This window comes from Paenibacillus sp. FSL R5-0623, from assembly GCF_037974265.1.
Lineage (GTDB): Bacteria > Bacillota > Bacilli > Paenibacillales > Paenibacillaceae > Paenibacillus.
In genome coordinates, this window is the sequence record NZ_CP150233.1 from 5031180 (window position 1) to 5053178 (window position 21999).

At 44.3% G+C, this 21999-nt stretch carries 21 protein-coding genes; 10 read left to right on the plus strand and 11 right to left on the minus strand.

Going from position 1 to position 21999, the window contains the following annotated elements; genetic code table 11:
- Positions 1-52 precede the first annotated feature (52 nt).
- From MKY92_RS22090 to MKY92_RS22100, 3 genes are all read right to left on the minus strand, one after another.
- Positions 53-1483 (minus strand): glycoside hydrolase family 1 protein, encoded by a 1431-nt coding sequence (locus MKY92_RS22090; RefSeq protein WP_339301876.1) that lies wholly within the window; start codon positions 1481-1483, stop codon positions 53-55.
- A 186-nt stretch (positions 1484-1669) separates the two neighbouring features.
- Positions 1670-3127 (minus strand): glycoside hydrolase family 1 protein, encoded by a 1458-nt coding sequence (locus MKY92_RS22095; RefSeq protein WP_074096040.1) that lies wholly within the window; start codon positions 3125-3127, stop codon positions 1670-1672.
- Between the two features lie 291 nt (positions 3128-3418).
- Positions 3419-3712, minus strand: coding sequence for an MbcA/ParS/Xre antitoxin family protein (locus tag MKY92_RS22100; RefSeq protein WP_339297641.1), 294 nt, complete (start codon positions 3710-3712; stop codon positions 3419-3421).
- Positions 3713-3861: 149 nt separating this feature from the next.
- Here MKY92_RS22100 and MKY92_RS22105 point away from each other — a divergent pair, with 149 nt between their 5' ends.
- The 3 genes from MKY92_RS22105 (at position 3862) to MKY92_RS22115 (ending at position 6646) form a co-directional block, all read left to right on the plus strand.
- Positions 3862-4926, plus strand: coding sequence for a suppressor of fused domain protein (locus tag MKY92_RS22105; RefSeq protein WP_339297642.1), 1065 nt, complete (start codon positions 3862-3864; stop codon positions 4924-4926).
- 68 nt (positions 4927-4994) lie between these two features.
- On the plus strand, positions 4995-5756 hold the full coding sequence (locus tag MKY92_RS22110) for a LuxR C-terminal-related transcriptional regulator (RefSeq protein ID WP_339297643.1): 762 nt from the start codon (positions 4995-4997) through the stop codon (positions 5754-5756).
- A gap of 110 nt (positions 5757-5866) precedes the next feature.
- A complete protein-coding gene (locus tag MKY92_RS22115) occupies positions 5867-6646 on the plus strand; it encodes a hypothetical protein (RefSeq protein WP_339297644.1) in 780 nt (259 codons plus the stop codon).
- 106 nt (positions 6647-6752) lie between these two features.
- Here MKY92_RS22115 and MKY92_RS22120 read toward each other — a convergent pair whose 3' ends face one another.
- Positions 6753-8504, minus strand: a complete 1752-nt coding sequence (locus MKY92_RS22120) for an ABC transporter ATP-binding protein (protein ID WP_339301878.1) — start codon at positions 8502-8504, stop codon at positions 6753-6755.
- A 129-nt stretch (positions 8505-8633) separates the two neighbouring features.
- Between MKY92_RS22120 and MKY92_RS22125 the strand changes: the two genes are divergently transcribed.
- From MKY92_RS22125 to MKY92_RS22135, 3 genes are all read left to right on the plus strand, one after another.
- Positions 8634-10097, plus strand: a complete 1464-nt coding sequence (locus tag MKY92_RS22125) for an ABC transporter permease (RefSeq protein WP_339297645.1) — start codon at positions 8634-8636, stop codon at positions 10095-10097.
- A 36-nt stretch (positions 10098-10133) separates the two neighbouring features.
- Positions 10134-11645 (plus strand): ABC transporter permease, encoded by a 1512-nt coding sequence (locus MKY92_RS22130; RefSeq protein ID WP_339297646.1) that lies wholly within the window; start codon positions 10134-10136, stop codon positions 11643-11645.
- Positions 11646-11721: 76 nt separating this feature from the next.
- Complete coding sequence (locus MKY92_RS22135; RefSeq protein WP_339297647.1) at positions 11722-13542, plus strand: ABC transporter substrate-binding protein; 1821 nt, start codon at positions 11722-11724, stop codon at positions 13540-13542.
- Positions 13543-13602: 60 nt separating this feature from the next.
- On the opposite strand, the gene MKY92_RS22140 is transcribed toward MKY92_RS22135, so the two are convergent.
- From MKY92_RS22140 to MKY92_RS22150, 3 genes are all read right to left on the minus strand, one after another.
- Entirely contained in the window at positions 13603-14244 is a 642-nt protein-coding gene (locus tag MKY92_RS22140; RefSeq protein WP_339297648.1) for a sugar O-acetyltransferase, read from the minus strand.
- Positions 14245-14305: 61 nt separating this feature from the next.
- Positions 14306-15313, minus strand: a complete 1008-nt coding sequence (locus MKY92_RS22145; RefSeq protein ID WP_339297649.1) for an ROK family protein — start codon at positions 15311-15313, stop codon at positions 14306-14308.
- A gap of 645 nt (positions 15314-15958) precedes the next feature.
- A complete protein-coding gene (locus MKY92_RS22150; protein ID WP_339297650.1) occupies positions 15959-16297 on the minus strand; it encodes a hypothetical protein in 339 nt (112 codons plus the stop codon).
- A gap of 170 nt (positions 16298-16467) precedes the next feature.
- Between MKY92_RS22150 and MKY92_RS22155 the strand changes: the two genes are divergently transcribed.
- Together MKY92_RS22155 and MKY92_RS22160 are read left to right on the plus strand one after the other, a co-directional pair.
- A complete protein-coding gene (locus MKY92_RS22155) occupies positions 16468-16668 on the plus strand; it encodes a hypothetical protein (protein ID WP_339297651.1) in 201 nt (66 codons plus the stop codon).
- A gap of 189 nt (positions 16669-16857) precedes the next feature.
- Positions 16858-17358 (plus strand): AAA family ATPase, encoded by a 501-nt coding sequence (locus MKY92_RS22160; protein ID WP_339297652.1) that lies wholly within the window; start codon positions 16858-16860, stop codon positions 17356-17358.
- A 136-nt stretch (positions 17359-17494) separates the two neighbouring features.
- Here MKY92_RS22160 and MKY92_RS22165 read toward each other — a convergent pair whose 3' ends face one another.
- The 3 genes from MKY92_RS22165 to MKY92_RS22175 all read right to left on the minus strand — a co-directional run bounded on the left by MKY92_RS22165 (position 17495) and on the right by MKY92_RS22175 (position 19151).
- Positions 17495-17632, minus strand: coding sequence for a hypothetical protein (locus MKY92_RS22165; RefSeq protein WP_339297653.1), 138 nt, complete (start codon positions 17630-17632; stop codon positions 17495-17497).
- 72 nt (positions 17633-17704) lie between these two features.
- Positions 17705-18238 carry a hypothetical protein gene (locus MKY92_RS22170; protein WP_339297654.1) on the minus strand — a complete coding sequence of 178 codons (534 nt, stop codon included), beginning with the start codon at positions 18236-18238 and terminating at the stop codon, positions 17705-17707.
- Positions 18239-18413: 175 nt separating this feature from the next.
- Positions 18414-19151: a cyclase family protein gene (locus tag MKY92_RS22175; RefSeq protein WP_339297655.1), complete on the minus strand. Its 738-nt coding sequence runs from the start codon at positions 19149-19151 to the stop codon at positions 18414-18416.
- A gap of 199 nt (positions 19152-19350) precedes the next feature.
- Between MKY92_RS22175 and MKY92_RS22180 the strand changes: the two genes are divergently transcribed.
- Positions 19351-19986 carry a type 1 glutamine amidotransferase family protein gene (locus tag MKY92_RS22180; RefSeq protein WP_339301880.1) on the plus strand — a complete coding sequence of 212 codons (636 nt, stop codon included), beginning with the start codon at positions 19351-19353 and terminating at the stop codon, positions 19984-19986.
- Here MKY92_RS22180 and MKY92_RS22185 read toward each other — a convergent pair.
- Positions 19970-20896 (minus strand): NADP-dependent oxidoreductase, encoded by a 927-nt coding sequence (locus MKY92_RS22185; RefSeq protein WP_339297656.1) that lies wholly within the window; start codon positions 20894-20896, stop codon positions 19970-19972. The two genes, MKY92_RS22180 and MKY92_RS22185, sit on opposite strands and share 17 nt — an antisense overlap.
- 195 nt (positions 20897-21091) lie before the next feature.
- On the opposite strand from MKY92_RS22185, the gene MKY92_RS22190 reads away from it, so the two are divergent.
- A complete protein-coding gene (locus MKY92_RS22190) occupies positions 21092-21970 on the plus strand; it encodes a PhzF family phenazine biosynthesis protein (RefSeq protein WP_339297657.1) in 879 nt (292 codons plus the stop codon).
- The last annotated feature ends 29 nt before the right edge of the window (positions 21971-21999 follow it).

A 21999-nucleotide genomic window follows, 5' to 3' on the forward strand; every position in this document is an offset into this window, starting at 1 on the left:
GTTAATGTGACATTAGAAGGTGCTTGTACAACTGGGCTTATAGAACTAGTATTTACTCATAGTTGTTCTTAAGACTTGCGCCATTTGTACTAATAACTTCCTTGTACCAATGGAATGATTTTTTCTTGTAACGATCCAGTGTTCCTGAACCGTCATTGTTGCGGTCTACATAGATGAAACCATAACGTTTCTTCATCTCTGCTGTTGAAGCACTTACCAAGTCAATACAGCCCCATGACGTATAACCCATCACTTCTACGCCATCCTCAAGAGCTTCGCCCACCTGTACCAGATGGTCATTCAAGTATTGAATACGGTAATCATCATTCACCGTTTTATTGCCATTTTCGTCCGTGATCAGCTCATCGACTGCACCCAGGCCATTTTCGACAATAAACAATGGTTTTTGATAACGGTCCCAGTATTTGTTCAGCGTTACGCGTAATCCTTGCGGATCAATCTGCCAGCCCCACTCGCTCGCTTTGAGATAAGGGTTTTGCACACCTGCGAACAGGTTTCCTTTTCCTTCAACCCGTTTCTCCGGATCACCTGTCTCACAGATACTTACATAATAACTGAATGAGATAAAGTCTACGGTGTGCTTCAGAATTTCAGCATCGCCATCTTCAAACTTGATATTGATATTATTTGCTTTGAAATAACGATTAATGTATTTCGGATAATAACCACGTGCATGGATATCAGCAAAGATATCATTGCGCTGTTCCGCATGCATCGCTGCAACCACATCATCCGGGTTCGGAGTCAACGGATACGTAGGCATGCTCAGTACCATACAGCCAATTTTGGCTTCAGGCATAATTTCATGACCCAGTTTAACAGCCAGCGCACTGGCTACCAATTCGTGATGGATCGCTTGGTACAGATCCTGTTTGGACAGTTCTGCTTTTGGCGTATAGATCCCGCCGCTCATGAATGGCTCCTCCAGGATGGAGTTGATTTCATTAAACGTCAGCCAGTATTTCACTTTACCTTTGAAACGGTTGAAAAGCACTGTTACATAACGCTCGTAGAACTCGATCATTTTACGGTTAACCCAGCCATCATACGTTTTGGACAAGTGCAGTGGTGTCTCATAGTGAGAGATTGTTACGAGTGGTTCAATCCCGTATTTGTGGCACTCATCGAACAGGTCATCATAGAATTGCAGACCTTTCTCGTTTGGCTCCAATTCATCACCTTTAGGGAAGATACGGGACCAAGCGATAGATGTACGGAACACTTTGAAGCCCATTTCAGCAAACAGTTTAACATCCTCTTTGTAGCGGTTGTAAAAGTCAATTCCGATCAGTTTCAGGTTATCTTCTGTAGGTGCTTCCGTTCTAGGCGTTGTAATCCCGTGTGGCATTACATCTTGAACAGACAGACCTTTGCCATCTGTATTATAAGCTCCTTCAAGTTGGTTGGCTGCTACAGCGCCGCCCCATAGGAAGTCTTTCGGAAATGGTGTAGTCATATCAATCATTCCTCTCTAATTAACGATATTTTCATTCTTTGTCTAAATGCATTACTCTATCCTTTGCCGACAGGAAAAAGCGGACAATCTCCAACTAAAAGGGCCATCAGGAAAATTAGATTCCTTCCATGCCAACTTTCGTGTTAAGTTTTGCCCGCTTTTCATGCGATAACAATCCTGGAAACGAGAGAACTACAGTTGCTCACCATTGCTGGAGATTACATTTTTGTACCAGTCGAATGAATCCTTTTTGGAACGTTTGAGTGTTCCATTACCTTCATCATCCAGATCCACGTAGATAAAACCATAACGTTTGGACATTTCGGAAGTGGACATACTCACAAGGTCAATTGGACCCCATGCTGTGAATCCAATCAGATCAACGCCGTCTTTGATGGCTTCTTTCATTTGTTCAATGTGTTTTTTCAGGTAATCCACTCGATAGGAGTCATGGATCGAACCGTCTTCTTCAACACGGTCATATGCACCCAGACCATTTTCTACGATGAACAATGGTTTCTGGTAACGATCCCAGAAGTTGTTCAGGGTTACGCGCAGACCGATCGGATCGATCTCCCAACCCCAGTCGGATGCTTCCAGATAAGGGTTTTTCACGCCGCCAGTCAGGTTACCCGATGTTTCTTCCTTGTCTGCAGATGCAGATTTGGTTACGGACATGTAGTAGCTGAAGGAGATGAAATCAACTGTATTGTTCAGCAAGATCTCATCATCGCCTGCTTCTTTTTGAATCACGATGTCATTTTCTTCAAAATAACGAGCCATGTAGTTCGGGTACTTACCACGAGCATGCATGTCCGTGAAGAAGAGGTTGATCTGATTCTCGTGTTGAGCCAGACGAACATCTACCGGATTACATGTTGCTGCATAGGTTTCCATACGAGCAAGCATACAACCCACTTGGGAACCAGGGATAATTTCGTGTGCAAGCTTTGTTACCAATGCACTTGCTACAAATTGATGATGCAGCGCTTGATAAGTGGTTTGCAACTTGTTGTCCACTTTATCGATCAGAATGCCGCCGCCAGTGTACGGGCTGAACAGCATGACGTTAATTTCATTAAACGTCAGCCAGTATTTCACTTTATTTTTATAACGGTTGAACACCGTTTCTGCATATCGAACATAGTGCTGGATTACTTCTCGGCCAGCCCAGCCGTTATATTTTTGCGTCAAGCCAAGCGGTGTCTCATAGTGAGACAATGTAACGAGCGGCTCGATGCCATATTTCAACAACTCGTCGAATACTTCATCGTAGAATTTCAAGCCTGCTTCATTTGGCTCTTGATCATAACCGTTCGGGAAAATACGTGCCCAGTGAATGGACAAACGGAATACTTTGAAGCCCATTTCGGCAAACAATGCAATATCTTCTCTAAAGTGATGGTAGAAATCGATACCAAAACGTTTCGGGAAACGTTCTTCAATTTTGCCGGAGAGGATCTCTTCAATTCGGGAAGAGGAAATTTCCATGGCATGTCCGCCTGTACGCTTCTCTTTCGGAACATGAGCGATCATATCCGCTGTGGAGAGGCCTTTGCCGTCCTTATCGAATGCACCCTCCAATTGATTGGCAGCTGTAGCGCCGCCCCATAGGAAGTTTTCGGGGAATCCTTTTTTTGCCGTGGTCATGAACAACAACCTCTTTTCGAAATTTATTTTGGTTTTTCCAGGTGAGAAATTGTGCAATTTAGAGCAGAAAACAAGAAAAACCTAAACTCAAGGTAAAATAGCACCAAAAAAAGGGGCTTTCATTTCACCATCAGTTTAGGTTTTGCCTGTCTTCACAGTTACAATCCATCAAAAGATGTTATTGCGTATTCTGTTTGTGTTTGCTCTTGTAATGTAAGCGTAACATATCTATTTTGCAAAATCAACTTCACTGGATCATATGATCGTTCGCACACTCTCTCCATTGGAAAATTAACGCGGCATACGCATAATGGCTGCCCTTAATGCCTGCGCTCCTTCCTCTGTTTCCAGGTAAGCAGCGGGACTTTGGTCCCCTAAAGCCGGGATATCTTTCGCCAGCCATTCAAAAGCGTACTCCCCCATTTCACACCAAAGCACCCGACTTATATCCGCCGGAATCCCTTGTACTCGCGCACGTTCTACCCAAGTGGGGTCCATCTTCTGTTCAAGTTCTTCAAACCGTTCAGAAAATGAGTCCCATCTTGCCTGCTTAAACTCCCTGAAATAAATACCTTTCATACTCATGTAATTTCACTCCCCATATCGCCATTTGTAACCCTGTGGTCCTATTTAAAACAATTCATCCTAAAGCCGCTTGAAACGACTTCTGTAACAGGTAGACTTAATTTTAAATGTTTTTTCGGGGGAAAGACTAGTACAGGAGGATTCAGAAAATGACTCACGAAGAAAATACATCCGGTTGGGATGCGATTGATAAAGCCATCGGTGATCTATACGGTGAACAAGAGCCAAAACACTACGGCACTGCCCTTCCGTATATGCTCGGGGGGCCTGATCCACTTGATGGTATCAGCGTCTATGCTGTCGATAACCCTATGCCTCACTGGCATTTTGTCACCTACGGTTTCTCTGAATTATATGAAAAAGAGATGCAGGATGCATCCAAGAGCGGATATGGATTTGAGCTCACCTTTCGTCTTACACGCAGTGAAGCAGAGACTGATCCGCCAGCCTGGGCGCTGAATCTGCTACAGAATGTAGGACGTTACGTATTCACCAGCGGAAATATCTTTCAGCCAGGAGATTACATGGACGCCAATGGCCCCATCTGTCTGGAGTCTGATACTTTGCTGACTGCTCTCTCGTTTATTGAAGATCCGGATCTACCCGCAATCTCTACGCCTAATGGTTCAGTGCAATTTATTCAGATGGTTGGCATTACAGGTCGGGAACTGGAAATGATTCAAAGCTGGAATGCTCGTGGATTCCTGTCTGCCTCCTCCATGTTCATGCCCAAATATGTGACGGATCTGATGAGAAATTCGTATGCAGATATTCCTTCGGTTATACAAGCGGTTGAGGATGGAATGGAACAGGACGGATCCAGCACAGCCTTTTTATTCATACAACAACTGGCTTGGGAGTCTCCTCGCAAAAGATTGCTGCAAAAATCGGTCCCGGCCAAACTCCAGCTTGGAGCCAAACAAGCCGTATTAGTTGGCACCATCCTTCGTAGCCGAATTTCGAAAGGTGCCTCCCTATCCTTGATCGGACCGGATACTAATATTCTGTTCGAAGCAGGAGAACAACCAGCCGTATTGGAATCGGACAGACAAACTATCCTGACGGTGAACAAACAAATTGTTGAGGAGCTGGCAGAGAACCTTCTTCCGGTTGAAGGGACATTTGAAGTAACTTCATTGGATCATATTATCGTTCAGATTGTTAGAACAGAAATCAAGGACCAAGAAGGACATGTCATTCAAACGATTGGATGAGAACACCCTCAGATTCAGTAAAAGATCAACGTTTGTATTCAGCGATTGTGAAGCAAGGAGGAAACAACATGCCTGCCATTACATTTGCCACACGACACGAAGAGTCTCCGACTTGCTCGCATGCAGCAGGAACGGCTCCGTTCGACTATTTACCAAAATCCAGTCTGGACAGGCTTCGCAAAATCAATCATTTCCTGATTCATGCATTCCAGAACAGTATCTCGGATATCAAAGAAAATTTAACAGGCACCTATCTTTTTCTACTTACAGATACGGACGGTGTGTTACTCTCCATGGATTACAGTTCAGATCTTGAAGCTGTGGTGAAACATTCCCCTATATGTCCGGGTATGATCTTCACCGCAAAGAGCTGTGGAGTTAACGCCATATCAGAAACGATGGACAGCAACGAGCCTGTAGTACTGCTGCCCGAGCAGCATGAAAGTCCTTATTTTCAAAGCTGGCATTGTTACGCCGCACCTCTGTTCATGGGATCGCAACATGTAGGTTATCTGGATGTGTCCACCATTAATGCAGATATGCAAGGTGAACTGATTGCCATTGCCAAGCTTATTCCAGCGTACATGCAGAACTGTTATCAGAGTCAACAGACTGCTGAAGTGTGCGACAAACCAGCGGTGGAGTTCACCGAGCGTCAGTTAACCATTCTGGAGATGATAGCCGGGGGCCTCACCGTGAAAGCCATTGCTTTGAAATTAAAGATCAAGGAATGCACCGTGAATCATCACAAAAAAGTGATTTTTAACAAATTAGGTGTGCAATCCAGCACAGAAGCTGTTTCAATTGCTAGCCGAATGTCTTATGTATAGAAGACCCCTATAGATTCCTATAGGTAGTATATGAGAACGTTTGTGCTACAATTTAGGAAGCAGGCAACATGTAGAGAGAGAAACACACACACACATTTCAGGAGGGTAATATGACAATTCCAAAAAAAGCTTCTTTATTCGCCATGCTCATTATGATTATGCTGGTTGCAGCCGCTTGCGGTGACAAAGCAGATAACACAGCCGCAACAGAAGAGCCTACCCCGACAGAAACAACGACGGGTACTGATTCAGATACAGCGAATACAGAAGAAACAGAGAAAACAGAACCAGCAAGCGAAGAGTCCAAGGAAACTGATAATTCCCAAGACGTTGAGCTGGGGACGACGGAAAAAGGTTCTTACACCAATGACTATTTTGGCGTATCTCTGAAATTCCCGGAAGCATGGGAGTTCCAGGATGCTGCAGGCATGAATGAGCTGACAAGTGCTTCATCCGAAGCGATTGCTGGTGATGATGAAACAAAGAAAAAACAAATCGAACTGTCTCAGACCAAAACATTGAATCTGCTTATGGCTTCAAAGTATCCATTGGACGGGGGTCAAGTTGGCCCTTCCGCTATGGCCATTGCTGAGAAAGTAAGCTTGTTGCAAGGCATTCGTACAGGTAAAGACTACCTGGAAGCAACCAAAAAATTCATGGTGGATAGCCAGTTCCCTTACGATTATAAGGAAATGACAACGGAAACCATCGGTGGTAAAGAGATGGATCTGATGCAAATCACGATGGATGCAGGTGACGGTTCAACCATTACTCAAGATTACTATAGTACAATCATTGAAGGTTATGCTTTCAACTTCATCTTCACTTACATGGATGATAAGACCAAAGCTGAAATTGATACCATCAAGAAATCGGTTCAATTCAAATAATCGCTTTCGATTACTGCCATTATACAAAGCACATATAACACAACCCCGATAACGATCTATGAGATCATTGTCGGGGTTCTTTTTTACTAAAAAAAGATTTCTTGCACTAGCTAGATATGGCTACCCAGTGCCCTTCCGTGATCTCTACCCACTTGGAATGTTCGAGATTATAACGGTCCTCCATTTCAACATTTTCTCTTGTTGTTTCTTTGACAACATGTCTCTTTTTCTTCGCTTCTACCGCCGGATCAGGCACAGGAATAGCGGACAGCAATGCCTTGGTGTAGGCATGTTGAGGGTTCGAATAGAGTTCTTCACTCTCAGCCAGCTCCACAATCTTCCCGTTATACATCACCGCCACTCGATCACTGATATGTTTAACCATGGACAAGTCATGCGCGATGAAGAGATACGTCAATCCGAGTCGCTGCTGCAACTCTTCAAGCAGTTGTACGATCTGAGCCTGTATCGATACATCCAGGGCAGACAACGGCTCATCACATACGATGAATTCAGGTTCCACAGCCAGAGCTCGTGCAATACCGATCCGCTGTCTCTGTCCACCCGAGAATTCATGTGGATAACGCTGCGCATGGGTGGGATCGAGACCTACCATATCCAGTAATTCCTCCACCCGCTTCTCCCGCTGAGATGCAATTCCTGCAAGTTGATGGATATCAAGCGCTTCTCCAATGATATCCATAATCCTCATTTTGGGGTTCAGCGATGCATAGGGGTCTTGGAAGATGATCTGCATATGTCTGCGCATCGTTTTCATCTCCGAGGCTGACAAGCGATTGAGCGGGACTCCTTTAAACAGTACATCTCCACCTGTTGGCTCATGCAGCCGCAGAATCGCACGCCCCGTGGTTGATTTTCCGCTACCGGATTCCCCTACAACGCCAAGCGTCTCTCCTTGACGAATATGAAAACTGATATCATTCACGGCCTTTAAGGTATTGCCTTTCCCCAGATTAAAATGTTGTCTGAGTGATTTCACCTCAAGCAATGGCTGATCGTCTTCCAGATCTCTTGGGACCAACGATACCGGTTTCGGCTTTTTCTTCTGATCCAGACGTGGTAATGCATTCAAAAGTCTAATCGTATATGGGTGTTTGGGATTAGCAAAAATCTCTGTTGTAGTCCCGGTTTCCACGATCTGTCCTTCTTTCATAACAACAACCCGATCACACATGCCTGCTACTACGCCCAGATCATGTGTGATCAGAATAATCGATGTACCCAGTTGGTCCTGCATATCTTTCATCAAATTCAGAATCTGAGCCTGAATGGTAACGTCCAGTGCGGTTGTCGGCTCATCGGCAATAAGCAATTCAGGACGACAAGCAAGTGCAATACCGATCATGACCCTCTGGCGCATGCCTCCGGAGAATTCATGCGGATACTGGTTGTAGCGTATTTCGCTCCGAGTTATCCCCACCCGTTCCATCATGGCAATCGCCTGCTTCTTGGCTTCCCTTTTGGACACCTTCTGGTGTTTGATCAGACTCTCAGATATCTGCTTCCCCACTTTAATAGTCGGATTAAGGGAACTCATCGGGTCCTGAAAAATCATGCCAATATCACGCCCACGGATGCTCTCCATCTCTTTCTGCGTTTTATTGGCCAGGTCGACCCCTTTAAATAGAATCTCTCCATTTTTCATCTGCGAAGGCGGGGAAGCAAGCAGCCTCATAATGGAACGTGCGGTCACACTCTTTCCACTGCCCGATTCACCTACAATGCCCAGCGTCTCCCCTTTGCGTACTTCAAAACTCACTTCTCGCACTGCCTGAAACTCACTCTCTCCAGAATGAAAAGAGACCGATAGATCATTCACTTTCAGTAAAGGTTCCATATCATCACCAGCTCTCATCCGTTTTTCACATTCACTCATCTCATATGTATACCATTTAAATCCTTGACAATTGTTTAGACCCTGAATAATATATACTATATCAATCGGAATAATGCAATTTAAACCTGAATGAAAGGAGGCACGCTTGGTTTGAATCTTGCAGAAGGCAGCAGACTCTCGCGGTTGGTGCACAATTTAAGTTTTATTTATGGCAAAATGCTGCTTCATCCTTCCTACCGATATGTTCTGTTCATTCTTGGATTACCGATCAATCTGGTCGTGTTTCTAATATGGCGTTCGAATCGAAAAAATGACGGCTGGGTAGCTGCCAGGCAGACGGCTGAGCAAGAACTGCTCGCTTCTTCCTATCGGAACAAGCTGAGGTTGGAAGTCGAAGAACAGTTGCGTCGCAAACATCGTTTTTTCCAGCAACAGGTCAGTGAGGGAGAATTCACACGTCAGACCGAGGAATGGTTGGAAGAGACGGTTCAGAAAGAGTTGAAGGAGCGGACGTCTCGCATACTTCAGGAACAGGGAAATTACCGTCTTACGATGGCCGATACGTTCCGTTCGCTTTTGGAAAAACCGTGGTTTTTCGCGATATCCATTATTCCCGGCTGTCTGATGTATGGCATCCTCTTTTTGTATGGAAATCCTTATCTTAAGTACATATTTGAAAGAATACTGATGACGGTATTTGTCATTCTGGGCGTAGCCACACTCGTATTTACGATTCTGTATCTGTCTCCGTTCAACCCGGCAGCTAACATTCTCGGAGAGACAGCAACGCAGGAACAGATTGCGGCATTCAATCAGGTGTATGGCTTGGATCAGCCTTATCTTACACAGCTTTGGAACAATATTAAGGGAGTTGCTCTCTTCGATCTTGGCAAATCTTTTGCGGGAAATGAAGATGTCACAGCAGCGATTGCAAGGAAGTTTCCAATTACCTTGACCCTCGCAGTCATCTCCCTGCTGTTAGCACTTGTCATTGCATTACCTATCGGTATCATCTCAGCGATTAAGCCTAATTCATGGTTCGATTATACGTTTATGTTTATCGCTCTGATTGGATTATCGATCCCAAATTTCTGGCAAGGACTTATTTTCATTCTGAACTTTTCGATCAAAATGCAGTGGCTTCCCGCCACCTTCAACCCGCAGAACTGGCTGTCGATCATTATGCCAACCATTGTGCTGGGCACGGGACTTACGGCTGCGGTGGCACGGATGACCCGGTCTTCTACACTGGAAGTCATTCATGAGGATTATGTAATGACCGCCCGCGCCAAGGGGTTAAGCGAACGTCAGGTCATACTGAAACACGCTGTACGTAATGCATTGATTCCAATCGTTACTGTGGTTGGACTTCAATTCGGAGCGATGTTGGGCGGAGCAGCGGTGACGGAGAAAGTGTTTAATATCAGTGGTCTCGGCAGCTATATTGTGGATAAACAATTCATCCCCGATATTCCGAGTATCATGGGCGGAGTAATCTATACAGCAATTACGATCTCCATTATCAATGTAGCGGTTGATCTGCTGTACGCTTTTATTGATCCAAGAGTGCGCTCCAAGATGAAACAATATTAAAGTGTGTGTTGAACTACCTCTTAAAGCAGGTGTATTATGACAAACTCGTCCTTAACACAAGAAATGCGTTTCCGGCTTAAGTCTTCTCGAGAATACAGTCAGGCCAGCTTCGCTTGGATCACGTCCCTTCTCTTGACTGCATTATTGCTGTTCAACAGTTATGACTGGAGCGAGCAGGCGTTCAAACCATTTCTGCTAACGATACTTGGGATCTATGTATTCTTCACACTGGTCCAAAGTGTCATCACCCTTCGGATTCGAAAAGACTTGATCCGTACGGGTACGATCTCTACTTTGACCCGCAGGTTAGCCTGGGTTCAGCTACTTGCCATCATTTCTGGCAATATATTTATCGTAACGGCAGCCTTTCATCTGATTCGAAAAGCCAGGAATGTGGAGTACACCTTTGCGGTATATATGCTGTTAACCCAGCTGTTCGTCATTGGTGTATCTGCGTTAAATGTTTTCAAACCCTATGTGGCTGATAACTTTCTGCCAGCCATGGCGGTGCTCCTATTTATTCTGGTCATCGACCTGGTCGTACTGATTATCGTATCCCGATATAACGCGACCTCTCTCCTCCCTCGCTGGATGATCGGTGTCAGTGTAGTACTGATTCTGACCTCAATCACAGGTAATGTATTTGCCCTATTGCTCGGCATCTCCATTATTGGGCGCATTCGCAGACAGGGGAAACAAAAATCAAACTTCTGGAATGATCTGTGGGAGCGCCTTGCTCCAAATATGACTGCCATGTCCGGTTTGTTTTTTATCATTTTTCTGTTCTCGATATCGATCTGCAGCTTCTTTACTTTTGATTACAGCATGGCTGTGGAAAATAACTACTCGGCTCTGCTTCAGCCGCCTTCCCTTGCGTATCCGTTGGGAACGGACGACTTCGGACGATGTTTATTTTCCCGGATTGTATTCGGTGCCCGGATCTCCTTGATTGTAGGTTGCATGTCGACTATCATTCCGGTGTTGATCGGTGGAGTCCTCGGAGCATTCTCAGGCTTCTACGGAAGGCATACGGATAACATCATCATGCGGCTGCTGGATATTCTCTATGCCATTCCGGGAATTCTGCTCGCCATTGCGATTATTGCGGCGTTTGGAGCCAATACTGTCAATCTCATTCTGGCGCTGAGTCTGGGTTCCATTCCAACTTACGCTCGTACCATGAGAGCCAGTGTGCTCTATGTATCTACTTTTGAATTTGTGGAAGCTGCACGTGCACTGGGGTACAACAATCGTACGATTATTTTCAAACACATTATTCCCAACTCCCTTGCGCCCATGATTATCAAGTCCACACTCACGATTGGTGGAGCTGTTATCGCTACCAGCAGTTTGAGTTATCTGGGACTCGGCGTGGAGCCGCATATTCCAGAATGGGGTAACATTCTGAAGCTCGGCAGTACATACCTGGAGACCCACTCTTATCTGGCGATTTATCCAGGCTTGGCTATTATTCTGCTGGTTCTTTCGTTTAACTTTCTCGGTGACGGTCTGCGTGATGCGCTTGATCCCAAGCTGGAAAAAGCCTAAATGATTCGTCATTGAAATGAATGATATAGAAAAAAGAATTCACACATCACACATTCAAGATATGGAGGGTCATCCCATGAAAAAACGTACACTGATCTCATTACTATTAATTCTCGTCATTGTGATTTCCGGCTGCAGTGTAAAAACGAAAACCGAATCCCAAGCCGAGACCGCACCAGCGGACACAACTGAGACTGCACAAAAATCGGCAGACATTGAACTGCTCGCCATGAGTTCTTCCGAAAATGATGTTAACATTGTGCGCGACCAGCTGACTAAAAACGGCTTCAATGTGAAACTGAACCTGCAGCCGGATTACGGTAGTTTCAAATCCCAGCAGGATGCAGGGAATTATGACATTGCCTTGTCCAGCTGGACAACGGTAACGGGAAATCCCGATTATGCGGTACGTTCCCTTTTCAAAACAGGTGGAGATTACAGTATCCTTGCGGATGGGGAACTTGATAAACTCATCGATCAGGCAGCTACTCAAACGCCAGATGAGTACAAAGACACGTACAAACAATTGGAAGATCGCTTGGTAACGGATCAGGCGTATATCGCTCCTTTGTACATTTCCCTGAAAAGTCAGGCTGTGAACCAAGACATTCTGAATGTCGACACCGTTCGTCTCTCCAAATCCCGCGCCATGGCTTGGGAACCGATTGAGTTCAAGGACAGCTCCAAAAATGCCACAGACCCGTTGATTCTGACGCAAAGTGCATCCGTACTGACTTCCCTTGATCCCATCAAAGGAAATGACGGGTCCATCAACCAGTTGAATACCAATATGTACGTACGTCTCGTTAACTTGACGGATGACGATCAGCTGACAGCAGATGGATCACTGTCCCATAACTTCAGTATTGCTGAAGGAAATTCGGACTACTACTTCATTCTCAGAGATGATATCAACTTTGCGAAGATTGATAACAAAAAAGCTGTAGATACAGGAGAACGTGTCGGTGCAGATGATGTGATCTTCTCCCTGGATCGTGCTAAAAATAAAGATTCCGTTCCGGATCACCGGACGTACAGTCTGCATGAACACATCAAAGAAGCTGAGGTTGTAACGGATCTGAGTGCATTACAATCCATCAAACAATCCAGCGGTAACGGCACAATCCTCGAAGCATTGGAACAAGGATTGGGTAGCAAAATTACAGAACTCGTGACGGACAAAACCAAAGCAGATAATAGCGCAGGTAAATATCAGGTCGTTAAACTGACAACAACTGAACCTTTCCCGCAAGTACTGAACTATCTGGCTCACCAATCTGCGGGTATCGTGTCCAAAAAACAGGTGGAGAGCATCAACACATATGATGTAGCTTCCTTTGACGTCAACAAAGATATTCCTTACGGTGATCAGAACACGGTGACTGAAGGCGCAGCATACAATAACACCCTTTATACTAGCGGACCTTATATTTTGTCTTATAAAAATGACTATGAAGGTGTATTCTTAAAAAATCCGGGTTACCGTAAAGGCACGGAAGATGAGCCAAAAATTGCTCAGGTTAACGTCCGATTCATCGCGGATGCAGACAGCGCCCTCTCTGCTCTTCGCAGCAGTGAAATTCACTTATACTACGGTGTACCTGAAACCAAGTATGACATCATCGAAAATGACAGCAAACTGAAACTGCAAAGTCTGCCAAGTAACGCTGTCTCCTATCTGTTGTTCAATACGGCCAATCGTGAAGTTGCCAAGAGCAGTGATCTGAGAAAAGCCGTGCTGTACTCCATTAATCAGGATGAGATTTTGAGCTTCTACAAGAACAACAAACTCAAAGCATACTCCACAGTAAGCCCGCTCGTTCAGACCGGGAATGAATTGAAAGCTGATCCTGCAAAAGTAAAAGAATTCTTGAGTAAATACAACGCCTCCAAGTAAACGTATACCAACAAAAGGCTGCTATCAGGATCATGTATTTGATCCTGATAACAGCCTTTGTCATTCTTCCAGCACACGGCAATCTGCCAGAACATCGGGATAGTTTCGCATGCTGTCCGCATCAGTAATTTTGCGAATAACTTTGCACGGTACGCCTGCTGCAAAAGAATGCGGTGGAATATCACGAGTTACCACGCTACCTGCTCCGATCACACAGCCGTCTCCAATCGTTACGCCCCCGCATACTGTAACGTTTGCCGAGATCCATACATCGTTACCAATCGTGACCGGTTTGGCATAACATAGTGACTTCACATCACCGTTCTGGTCCACCATCCGTCTCCGCTCGCTGGAAATCATGGGGTGAATGGGGGTAACAATCGTGACATTGGGTCCAAAACTGGTATAGTCCCCGATCGTCACTAACGCGTCGTCTTGTATCGTCAGATTGTAATTACCGAAGAAGTGATCGCCTATTCGGGTATGCACACCATAATGAAAGAAGATGGGGCCTTGCATGAATCCACCTTCCCCGATCTGCCCCAGTAGCTGTTGCAATATCTGATTCCTTTCCTCAGTCTGTTCTTCAAAGGTCTGGCTGTAACGCTGACTGAGATTATGGGCTCGCCTTTTGATGATCTTTAATTCCGGATCACTTGGACTGAACAACATGCCCTTCATGATTCTCTCTTCTTCACGCATCACGAATCCTCCTCTACAAGAGTTAGCTTATAAAATAAAAGCCACAGACATGACCTGTGGGTTATAAGGCTTCTGATAGAATGCCTGACTTCAACGCCTGAAGCACCATTCCCCTTAACCCAGCATCAAAATCATGTTGGAACGAATCCTGATGTACAATCTCGGGCAACGTCGGCATGGGGTGATCCTTCCCGTACTGCTTCCACGCCAAATCCAGCTCTTCTCTCTCCACCCGTTCCTGATAAATGACAATCTGGTGCGGGGCAACGACGGCATTAATCGTTTGCAAGATATGACATACCTGCACTACAAAATCATCTTTGCTCATGTCACGTTTCCAATCAGGTGAATAAGGAAGATACTTGATCTCACCAAACATCCCGTTTTTCCCACGGATCATCTGTCCATTCAACATCATGCCCATACCCGGCGGATATCGGTTCGGAAAATAAATTCCCGCTACACTCCGTTCCTTCATATCCGCATGCTGTGTACAGTATCCGCTAATCGCTGCATTCACATCATTCTCCACGAGAACGTTCAGTTGGAACTCGCTCTCGATCTCCCGTATCAGATGTGAATGGATAAGCTCTTCATGACTGCTCACCGTGATATCCCCATCCACGGCTTGCCCCGGAATACCGATGCCGATCATATCAATGGCGGGGTACTCCTTAATGAAACGCGCAATAAGTTGCAGCACATGTTGTTTATCAAAAGCAGGCAAAATGCGCTCTTCCTTCAGCACAACCTTATTCTCCAGATTCATGACCGTTGCCGAAATCAACTCCTGGCCTTTCATCTCTTTGATGTAAAGAACCAAAGCAAGCTTGAAATTATAATTATATCGATATGCCTGAGCAGGACGACCACCGTTAGAGGGAACCACTTTATCTTGGAACAACTCTCCGCCATCACATAATTCCTGAATCAGCGCATTAATGGTAACAACACTAAGATTGGTTAGTGAAGCTAATTGCGGTTTGGTCGCCGTCTCAATCTGCTGCATGACTTCACGCACATTATTCAAATTGATGTATTTCATCATTGTAGCGTTGGCTTTTTTCATAACCCTCTCGTTTCTACTCTGGTTCAATTGAGCCAAAGCAATGGTATGGATGTCATTTCACACCATATCATAACATAATGCCTTACTCGAACACATGAGTTCCATCATGCTGGAAAAGGATCGAAATCGGCAGAGCTACTTTGTTCACTCAAACAAATCATCCATCGACTTCACAGGTTTCACTTCAATCGGTTGCTTTGACAAGGCCATACTTGCATAGGTACCTGCCCAGATTATAACTGTCATAATAACGTAGACCATCCATACTTACCTCCCTGTTTCATGCAGATTATGATTTTGTGATACTTACCACATGTGACTATTCCTCTATTTAATAAATATACTTTATAAAGTGTATTACGTAAGTATGCGAGGATAATAGTTCTTTGTCAACTACAACAACACGTATCATCTCGATGCTCATAATAAATAGCTGCCGACAGAATCATTCAACGATTCTGTCGGCAGCCATTTGTTCAACATGCGAGCAGTTTATTTCGAATAGATTCGCTGTACCCCGGGCAATAAGGTCACAACTTGAATACCCACTCCCCATGCAAAATAGACCAAGTGAATAATAGAGACATCCTGAATCCAGTACACCTGCGCCATAATCCAGATGATGAGAGCAGACCCCGTATACAACTAAAAAGTCCAAGCCCAATAGCGGTCAGGATAGAGATTCAGTCTCTCACCCAGCCCCCAATGAACGTAGCGGATGAGCGAAATAGCAATCATTGTAGGCATCACGCCAAGACCAGCAATAGGATGATCCCCGGGAACAAAAAACTGGCAAACGGAGAATTCTCCAACAAAGATGCGGGCAAATTCACCATACTTCCGGATGGGTCTATGATTAAAATGACGCCTCCAACAATCGCCCCAATCCCCAGCATTCCATGCATCAACATGAGTAACCACGATCTGCCTATACGCTGCTTCATCATGAATGGCTCCTTCCGTTCTCTCGTTTCTCAACTTCATATATGGAGGACTATGCTCAAACCCTCTAGTACCATTCTCACACATGCCACGTATTGTTCCTGTGCTTCTTTTCACTATATTGATCTCGAAAATCATTCGTAATGGAAAAACTTGATAAAAGAACGTACGTTCGGTATAATGGAATTATCCTGAATAAGCGAGAGGCAGATATGGACGACAAATTTATTAAGGAATTACGCGAGATTAGTCGGGATGACAGACGAAGATCGGAATTTATGATTCAAGGTTTGAAGGAAACACTGCAAGAACGCAAAGAAGAAGGCTTACTCAAGCGCTGGATACGGCGTAAGAAAACAGAGAAAAAAATCTCTCAAAGATTTAATCAAGATCCTCACTCGAATCAAAAGTAACAACATAAAAAGGAGGCGGAATACGCCTCCCTTGCTATTTACATAAGTGAATTATTTAGAATTCATTAGTTGTGACTTAACCCATAAGTTTGCCAAAATTCACATTATGCTTTCAATAGGTCAAATCCCAGCTGGACTTGGTTCCTGATAAGCTTACTTACCTGACTTTCTTATAAAGGGAGTGAAAATATGACAAATACTTCGGGCTCAATATCAAAAAAGAAGGCAATAATTCTGGTGACAGGAATGTCGGGTACAGGTAAATCAACGGTTCTGAGCGAACTTGCTCATAGAGGGCATAGAGTTATCGACACCGATTATGATGGTTGGAGCGAGAATGTGGATGGTTCTGGGTGGTTATGGAACGAGAATCGAATCGATGAGCTGCTCACTGAACATAGCGAAGGTACTTTATTCATTTCAGGTTGTGTATCAAATCAGGGGAAGTTTTACCCGATGTTCGATGCAGTAGTGTTGTTAAGCGCCCCCCTCGAAGTAATCCTTGAACGAATAGCTTCCCGTAAGACAAACGATTATGGAAAAACTGTCGAACAACGTGAAGAAATTATACAAAACGTCGCTAGTGTTGAACCCCTCTTACGTGCTGGAGCTACTGTTGAGATCGACACCAGGAAGCCACTTGATGATGTTGTAACCGAGCTTGAGCTCATGGCCAACTCCACTAGCTGATCACTTCTTCGCACTGTACAAAACCGCCCAGTTCGACCAATTTAAGTACCTTGTTAAACCTAAGCATCCGATCATAATGATCGGCTGCTTTCTTTGTTTCATTGAGCTAACGTTTCCCGTTAGCTTAAGAGTAATTTCACTTTTTTAATTGACTCATCTTTTTAAGGAGTACCGCGGTGCAGACAGATATAACACTGGCTAAGTATAAAAGAGCATATGCTATGGCAGCATAATATGTAAGTTCAGCTTCAACATTTTTAATTCCTTCTTTCACATACTCACCTCCCAGGGATTTTGACAGTTCCCGACCTGCTATTTTAGCGTTTATAATTTTTCCTCCCTTAGGCTATTCTTGATTGTGATCTAGCCCTTTCCCAAAACAAGTCTTTTGGTTGTATGATTCGAAAAATTCGGAACGAATATCCAGTGTTTTAATAGTGAGTAGATATCCATTTATAGTATTAGTAATCATTTCAATTTCAGATACACTGTATGAAGTTATATCCATTTTCGAAATGATCACTTGCTTACTAAGCACTTTTGATAAAGAAGAGGTAATTTGTTTCTTTACATCGTCATTTAAACTTCCAAACTGGAGTACAAGGCTTTCAAGGTCATCCTCGTTACCTTTAATCAAACTGTGGGATTGGATAGCACTATGCTTTGGAGATGAAGACTTGATAGCATATATCTCAATGATATCATCCATTTTAAATTTAAAGTTTTTACCTTCTTCTGTTTCAACAAATAGGTAGTCTTCCTTTAATTCTTTAGCAACACCACGGAAAAATTCATCTCGATTATTAACTTTAAATACTACAGAATGTTGTTCTTTAACTGTCATCTCAATAAATTTTCTCTTATTCATCATACTATGCAATGTGCCCCCCTCCCCTTTAAAGATAAAGTATTCTATATGAGGCATGTTATTCCCTTTTCATTAAATTAACAGCCCATTAGCTGAAAAACAGCCGACTATTTAGCCGGCTGTCTACTTGAGTATCATTATGAGTTCTGTGCCTGATTTATCTATTTCAGCTTTGATCTACCTCGTTTTACGGCAAAATGGCAAAAGACCGGACTGGGAAACCAGAAGCTTTCTCCGCTTTGGGTACAATATTGAAAATAACAGCGCCCTTAGCCGGCACCTGATCCAGGTTTGTTAACAGCTCGACCTGATATGTATCCTGGGCAAGTACATAATATTCTGCCAGAAGTGCTCCATTCTTCTGATAATCCACCGCTGAATCCGTGTCAAAGGTTTCATGCCCAATGGCTTGTACTTTTCTCTCCTCAAATAAAAACATGAGCGCACTAACCGACCATCCGGGCGCATGACTGTTGCCCTTATCATCCTTGTTATCAAATGCTTCATGGTTAGGCCAGCGTTTGCTCCAATCGGTACGTAAGGCTACAAAGCTTCCAGCTTCAATCACGCCATGCTGTCTTTCAAATTCAAGAATATGCTCCACATCCAGTGTGAAATCCGGATTGTTCTCTACTTCGGCAGACTGGTCAATGACCACAAGCGGGAGCACAAGCTCCTTCAAACCTAGTTCATCCAGATACCGGGTATCCCGAACGAAGTGGATCGGCGCATCAAGATGTGTCCCGTATTGACCCGGGAACTTGAAGCTCTGGGCAAAGAAACCCTGATTGTGATCAAACAGTGTATCGAATTGTGCTGCCTCAAAAGCTGAAAAATGTGGAGAGCCTGGACCAAACGTATGGGTCAGATCCACCCATTTCTTTTCTTTTAACAATTGAATGGCTTGAATGAGTTCGTTGGACATCCTAATCACCTCATGCACAAAATGGAATAAATTTCTCCTATTATATCTTATTCCACTACAATTGGGGAGCAGTCCCTTATTAGTTCTTAGGGCTGTTAATTTTCAAATTTAAAAACTTCACTGACCGTAGATGTCAGTGAAGTTAATTTATAATACAAAAGTAATCCATTCAATCATGAAAACAAAAGGAGCATGTATGATGCAAACAAAGAACGTATATCTATATGTATTTGATACGATGGCAGACTGGGAGGTAGGATATCTAACTGCTGAATTGAACTCGGGAAGGTATTTCAGGAAAGAGATCCAGCCTTTACAGGTCGTAACCGTAGGCGTGGATAAACATCCGGTAACTACCATGGGCGGATTGAACATCCTTCCTCATATTTCTATTGATGAATGTACATTGAAAGGTGACGACGTCATCATTCTTCCAGGAGGAAACACCTGGATGGACACCATCCATGATCCCCTATTAAAAAAAGTTGCTGCCTCTATAGAAGAGGGTACGGTTATTGCGGCGATTTGCGGTGCGACAGTTGCACTTGCAAAAATAGGGATACTGGATTCCAGACAACATACAAGCAATGATTTAGAATACCTGAAGATGATATGCCCAGATTATACTGGAGACACCTATTATGTAACGGAGCCTGCAGTAACCGATGGAAATATAGTTACTGCATCTGGAATAGCTCCGTTAGAATTTACGATGCATGTGTTGAAGCTATTGAATGTCTATACACCAGAAACATTACAGGCCTGGTTCAATCTGTATCAGACTCATGAGTCCAAATACTTCTACCAGTTAATGAATTCTATTGCACCTGAATAACCAGTTTCCCGCGGGTATGATGGGTTTCACTCTTCTCATGTGCTTCACGTACTCCCTGTTGAGTTAGCGGGTACGTTCCATCAATAATCGATTTGAGCTTGCCTTCCGCAGCCAGTTCAGCCAGCTGATCCAGTTGATCCCCTTTGGGCTCCATCATGAAGACGTTGGCCGTTACTCCTGCTTCCTTGGCAAGCTTCTCATCCGGTTGTTCCACCAAGGACACGAGATGTCCGCCAGACTTTAACACCTTGAAGCTGTCGCGCTGAATATCACCGCCCATGGTGTCCAGTACAACATCATAACCGGAGAGAATCTCCGAGAAATCTTCTTTTTTATAGTTGATAAAATGATCCACACCCAACGAGCGAAGCAACGCTTCGTTTGATTCACTTGCCGTGGAAGCCACTTCAGCGCCTAGGGACTTGGCGATCTGAATGGCATATGTTCCCACACCACCTGCACCAGCATGAATGAGTACCTTCTGCCCTTTGCCTAAACGTCCATGATCCACAAGGGCTTGCCAAGCCGTCATCGCAGCCAGCGGGATCGCTGCCGCTTCCTCGAAACTCAGTTGCTCCGGTATACGGGCTATAATGTCTGCATCAACAGCAACATATTCTGCATAGGTTCCGAATTGACGCGGACGCGCAAATACCCGATCACCTTCTCTGAACCGCGTGACATTGGAACCTGCTTCAGCCACAATACCCGCAACATCGCCGCCCAGAATCAACGGAAAATTCTCCGCTGCTTCTTTCATATCCCCTTGTCTGATTTTGAAGTCTACCGGATTCACCGACGTGGCATGCGTTCGGATTAACACCTGATTCACTCCACATCTTGGCTTGGCTACTTCCTGTTCCTTCAATTGTTCCGCCCCACCAAATTCCTCAATCACAATTGCCTTCATTAGAGATCCCAGCCTTTCCATTGGATTATCGTTATGCTCTCCTCCATCATTACCCTTTCCCAGCAATCACTTGACCTATTCATTCAAAATTCACAACAATCTGAGATTCGCAAGCCAATTCAACAATCGTGATATAATGTCGATTAGCGATGAAGTTAAATCTTAACCCAATAACTGAACAAGCGAGGTAACACGATGGAAGTAGAAGTAAGTACATTACATGCATTTTCGGATCAGGCTCATGGCGGAAACCCCGCAGGTGTTGTTTTACAAGCAGCTCATTTGTCTGAAACCCAGATGCAGGAGATTGCCAGACAAGTCGGTTTTTCAGAGACTGCATTTGTTATGCCGTCGGATCAGGCTGATTTCAAAGTGCGTTATTTCACCCCAAGTGATGAAGTCGATCTATGTGGACATGCCACAATTGCATTATTTTATCTAATGAAGACACAGCAGCTCGTTAATGTTGGTACATATACACTGGAGACACTGGCCGGAATTCTTAAAGTTGATATCGAAGTCAATGGAGAAATCTATCTGTCTCAGACGTTGCCGGAGTTTGGGGAGATCGTGGATCGACAGCAGATTGCCGATTCGTTACGTATTTCTATGGGGGATTTGCATGCTGAACTACCTGTACAGATTGTGTCTACCGGGCTACCTGATATCATGATAGCCGTTAAAGATATTGATGTTCTAAACAAAATTGATCCTGACTTCCAGCGTATCACTGAAATAAGCAAGGCTCATCATACCATAGGTTATCACGTGTTTACACTCAAATCAGATGATATGGACGTTCTGGCAGAATGCCGTAATTTTGCACCGCTTTATGATATACCGGAAGAGAGCGCGACGGGCACATCCAATGGTGCAATGCTCTGTTATTTATCCCAGTACAACCAGCTTACAGATCCTCATCTTCACACGTACACGATCAGACAAGGGTATACCATGAACCGCCCCTCCGAGATCCGAGCCAGATTAACGCTGGGCAGCTCTAATGAAATCACACAGATTCAGGTTGGCGGTAATGCAATTCATATCGAAAACATTCAAATACACCTCCCTTAATGGGAGGTGTTTTACGTACGTAGGATATG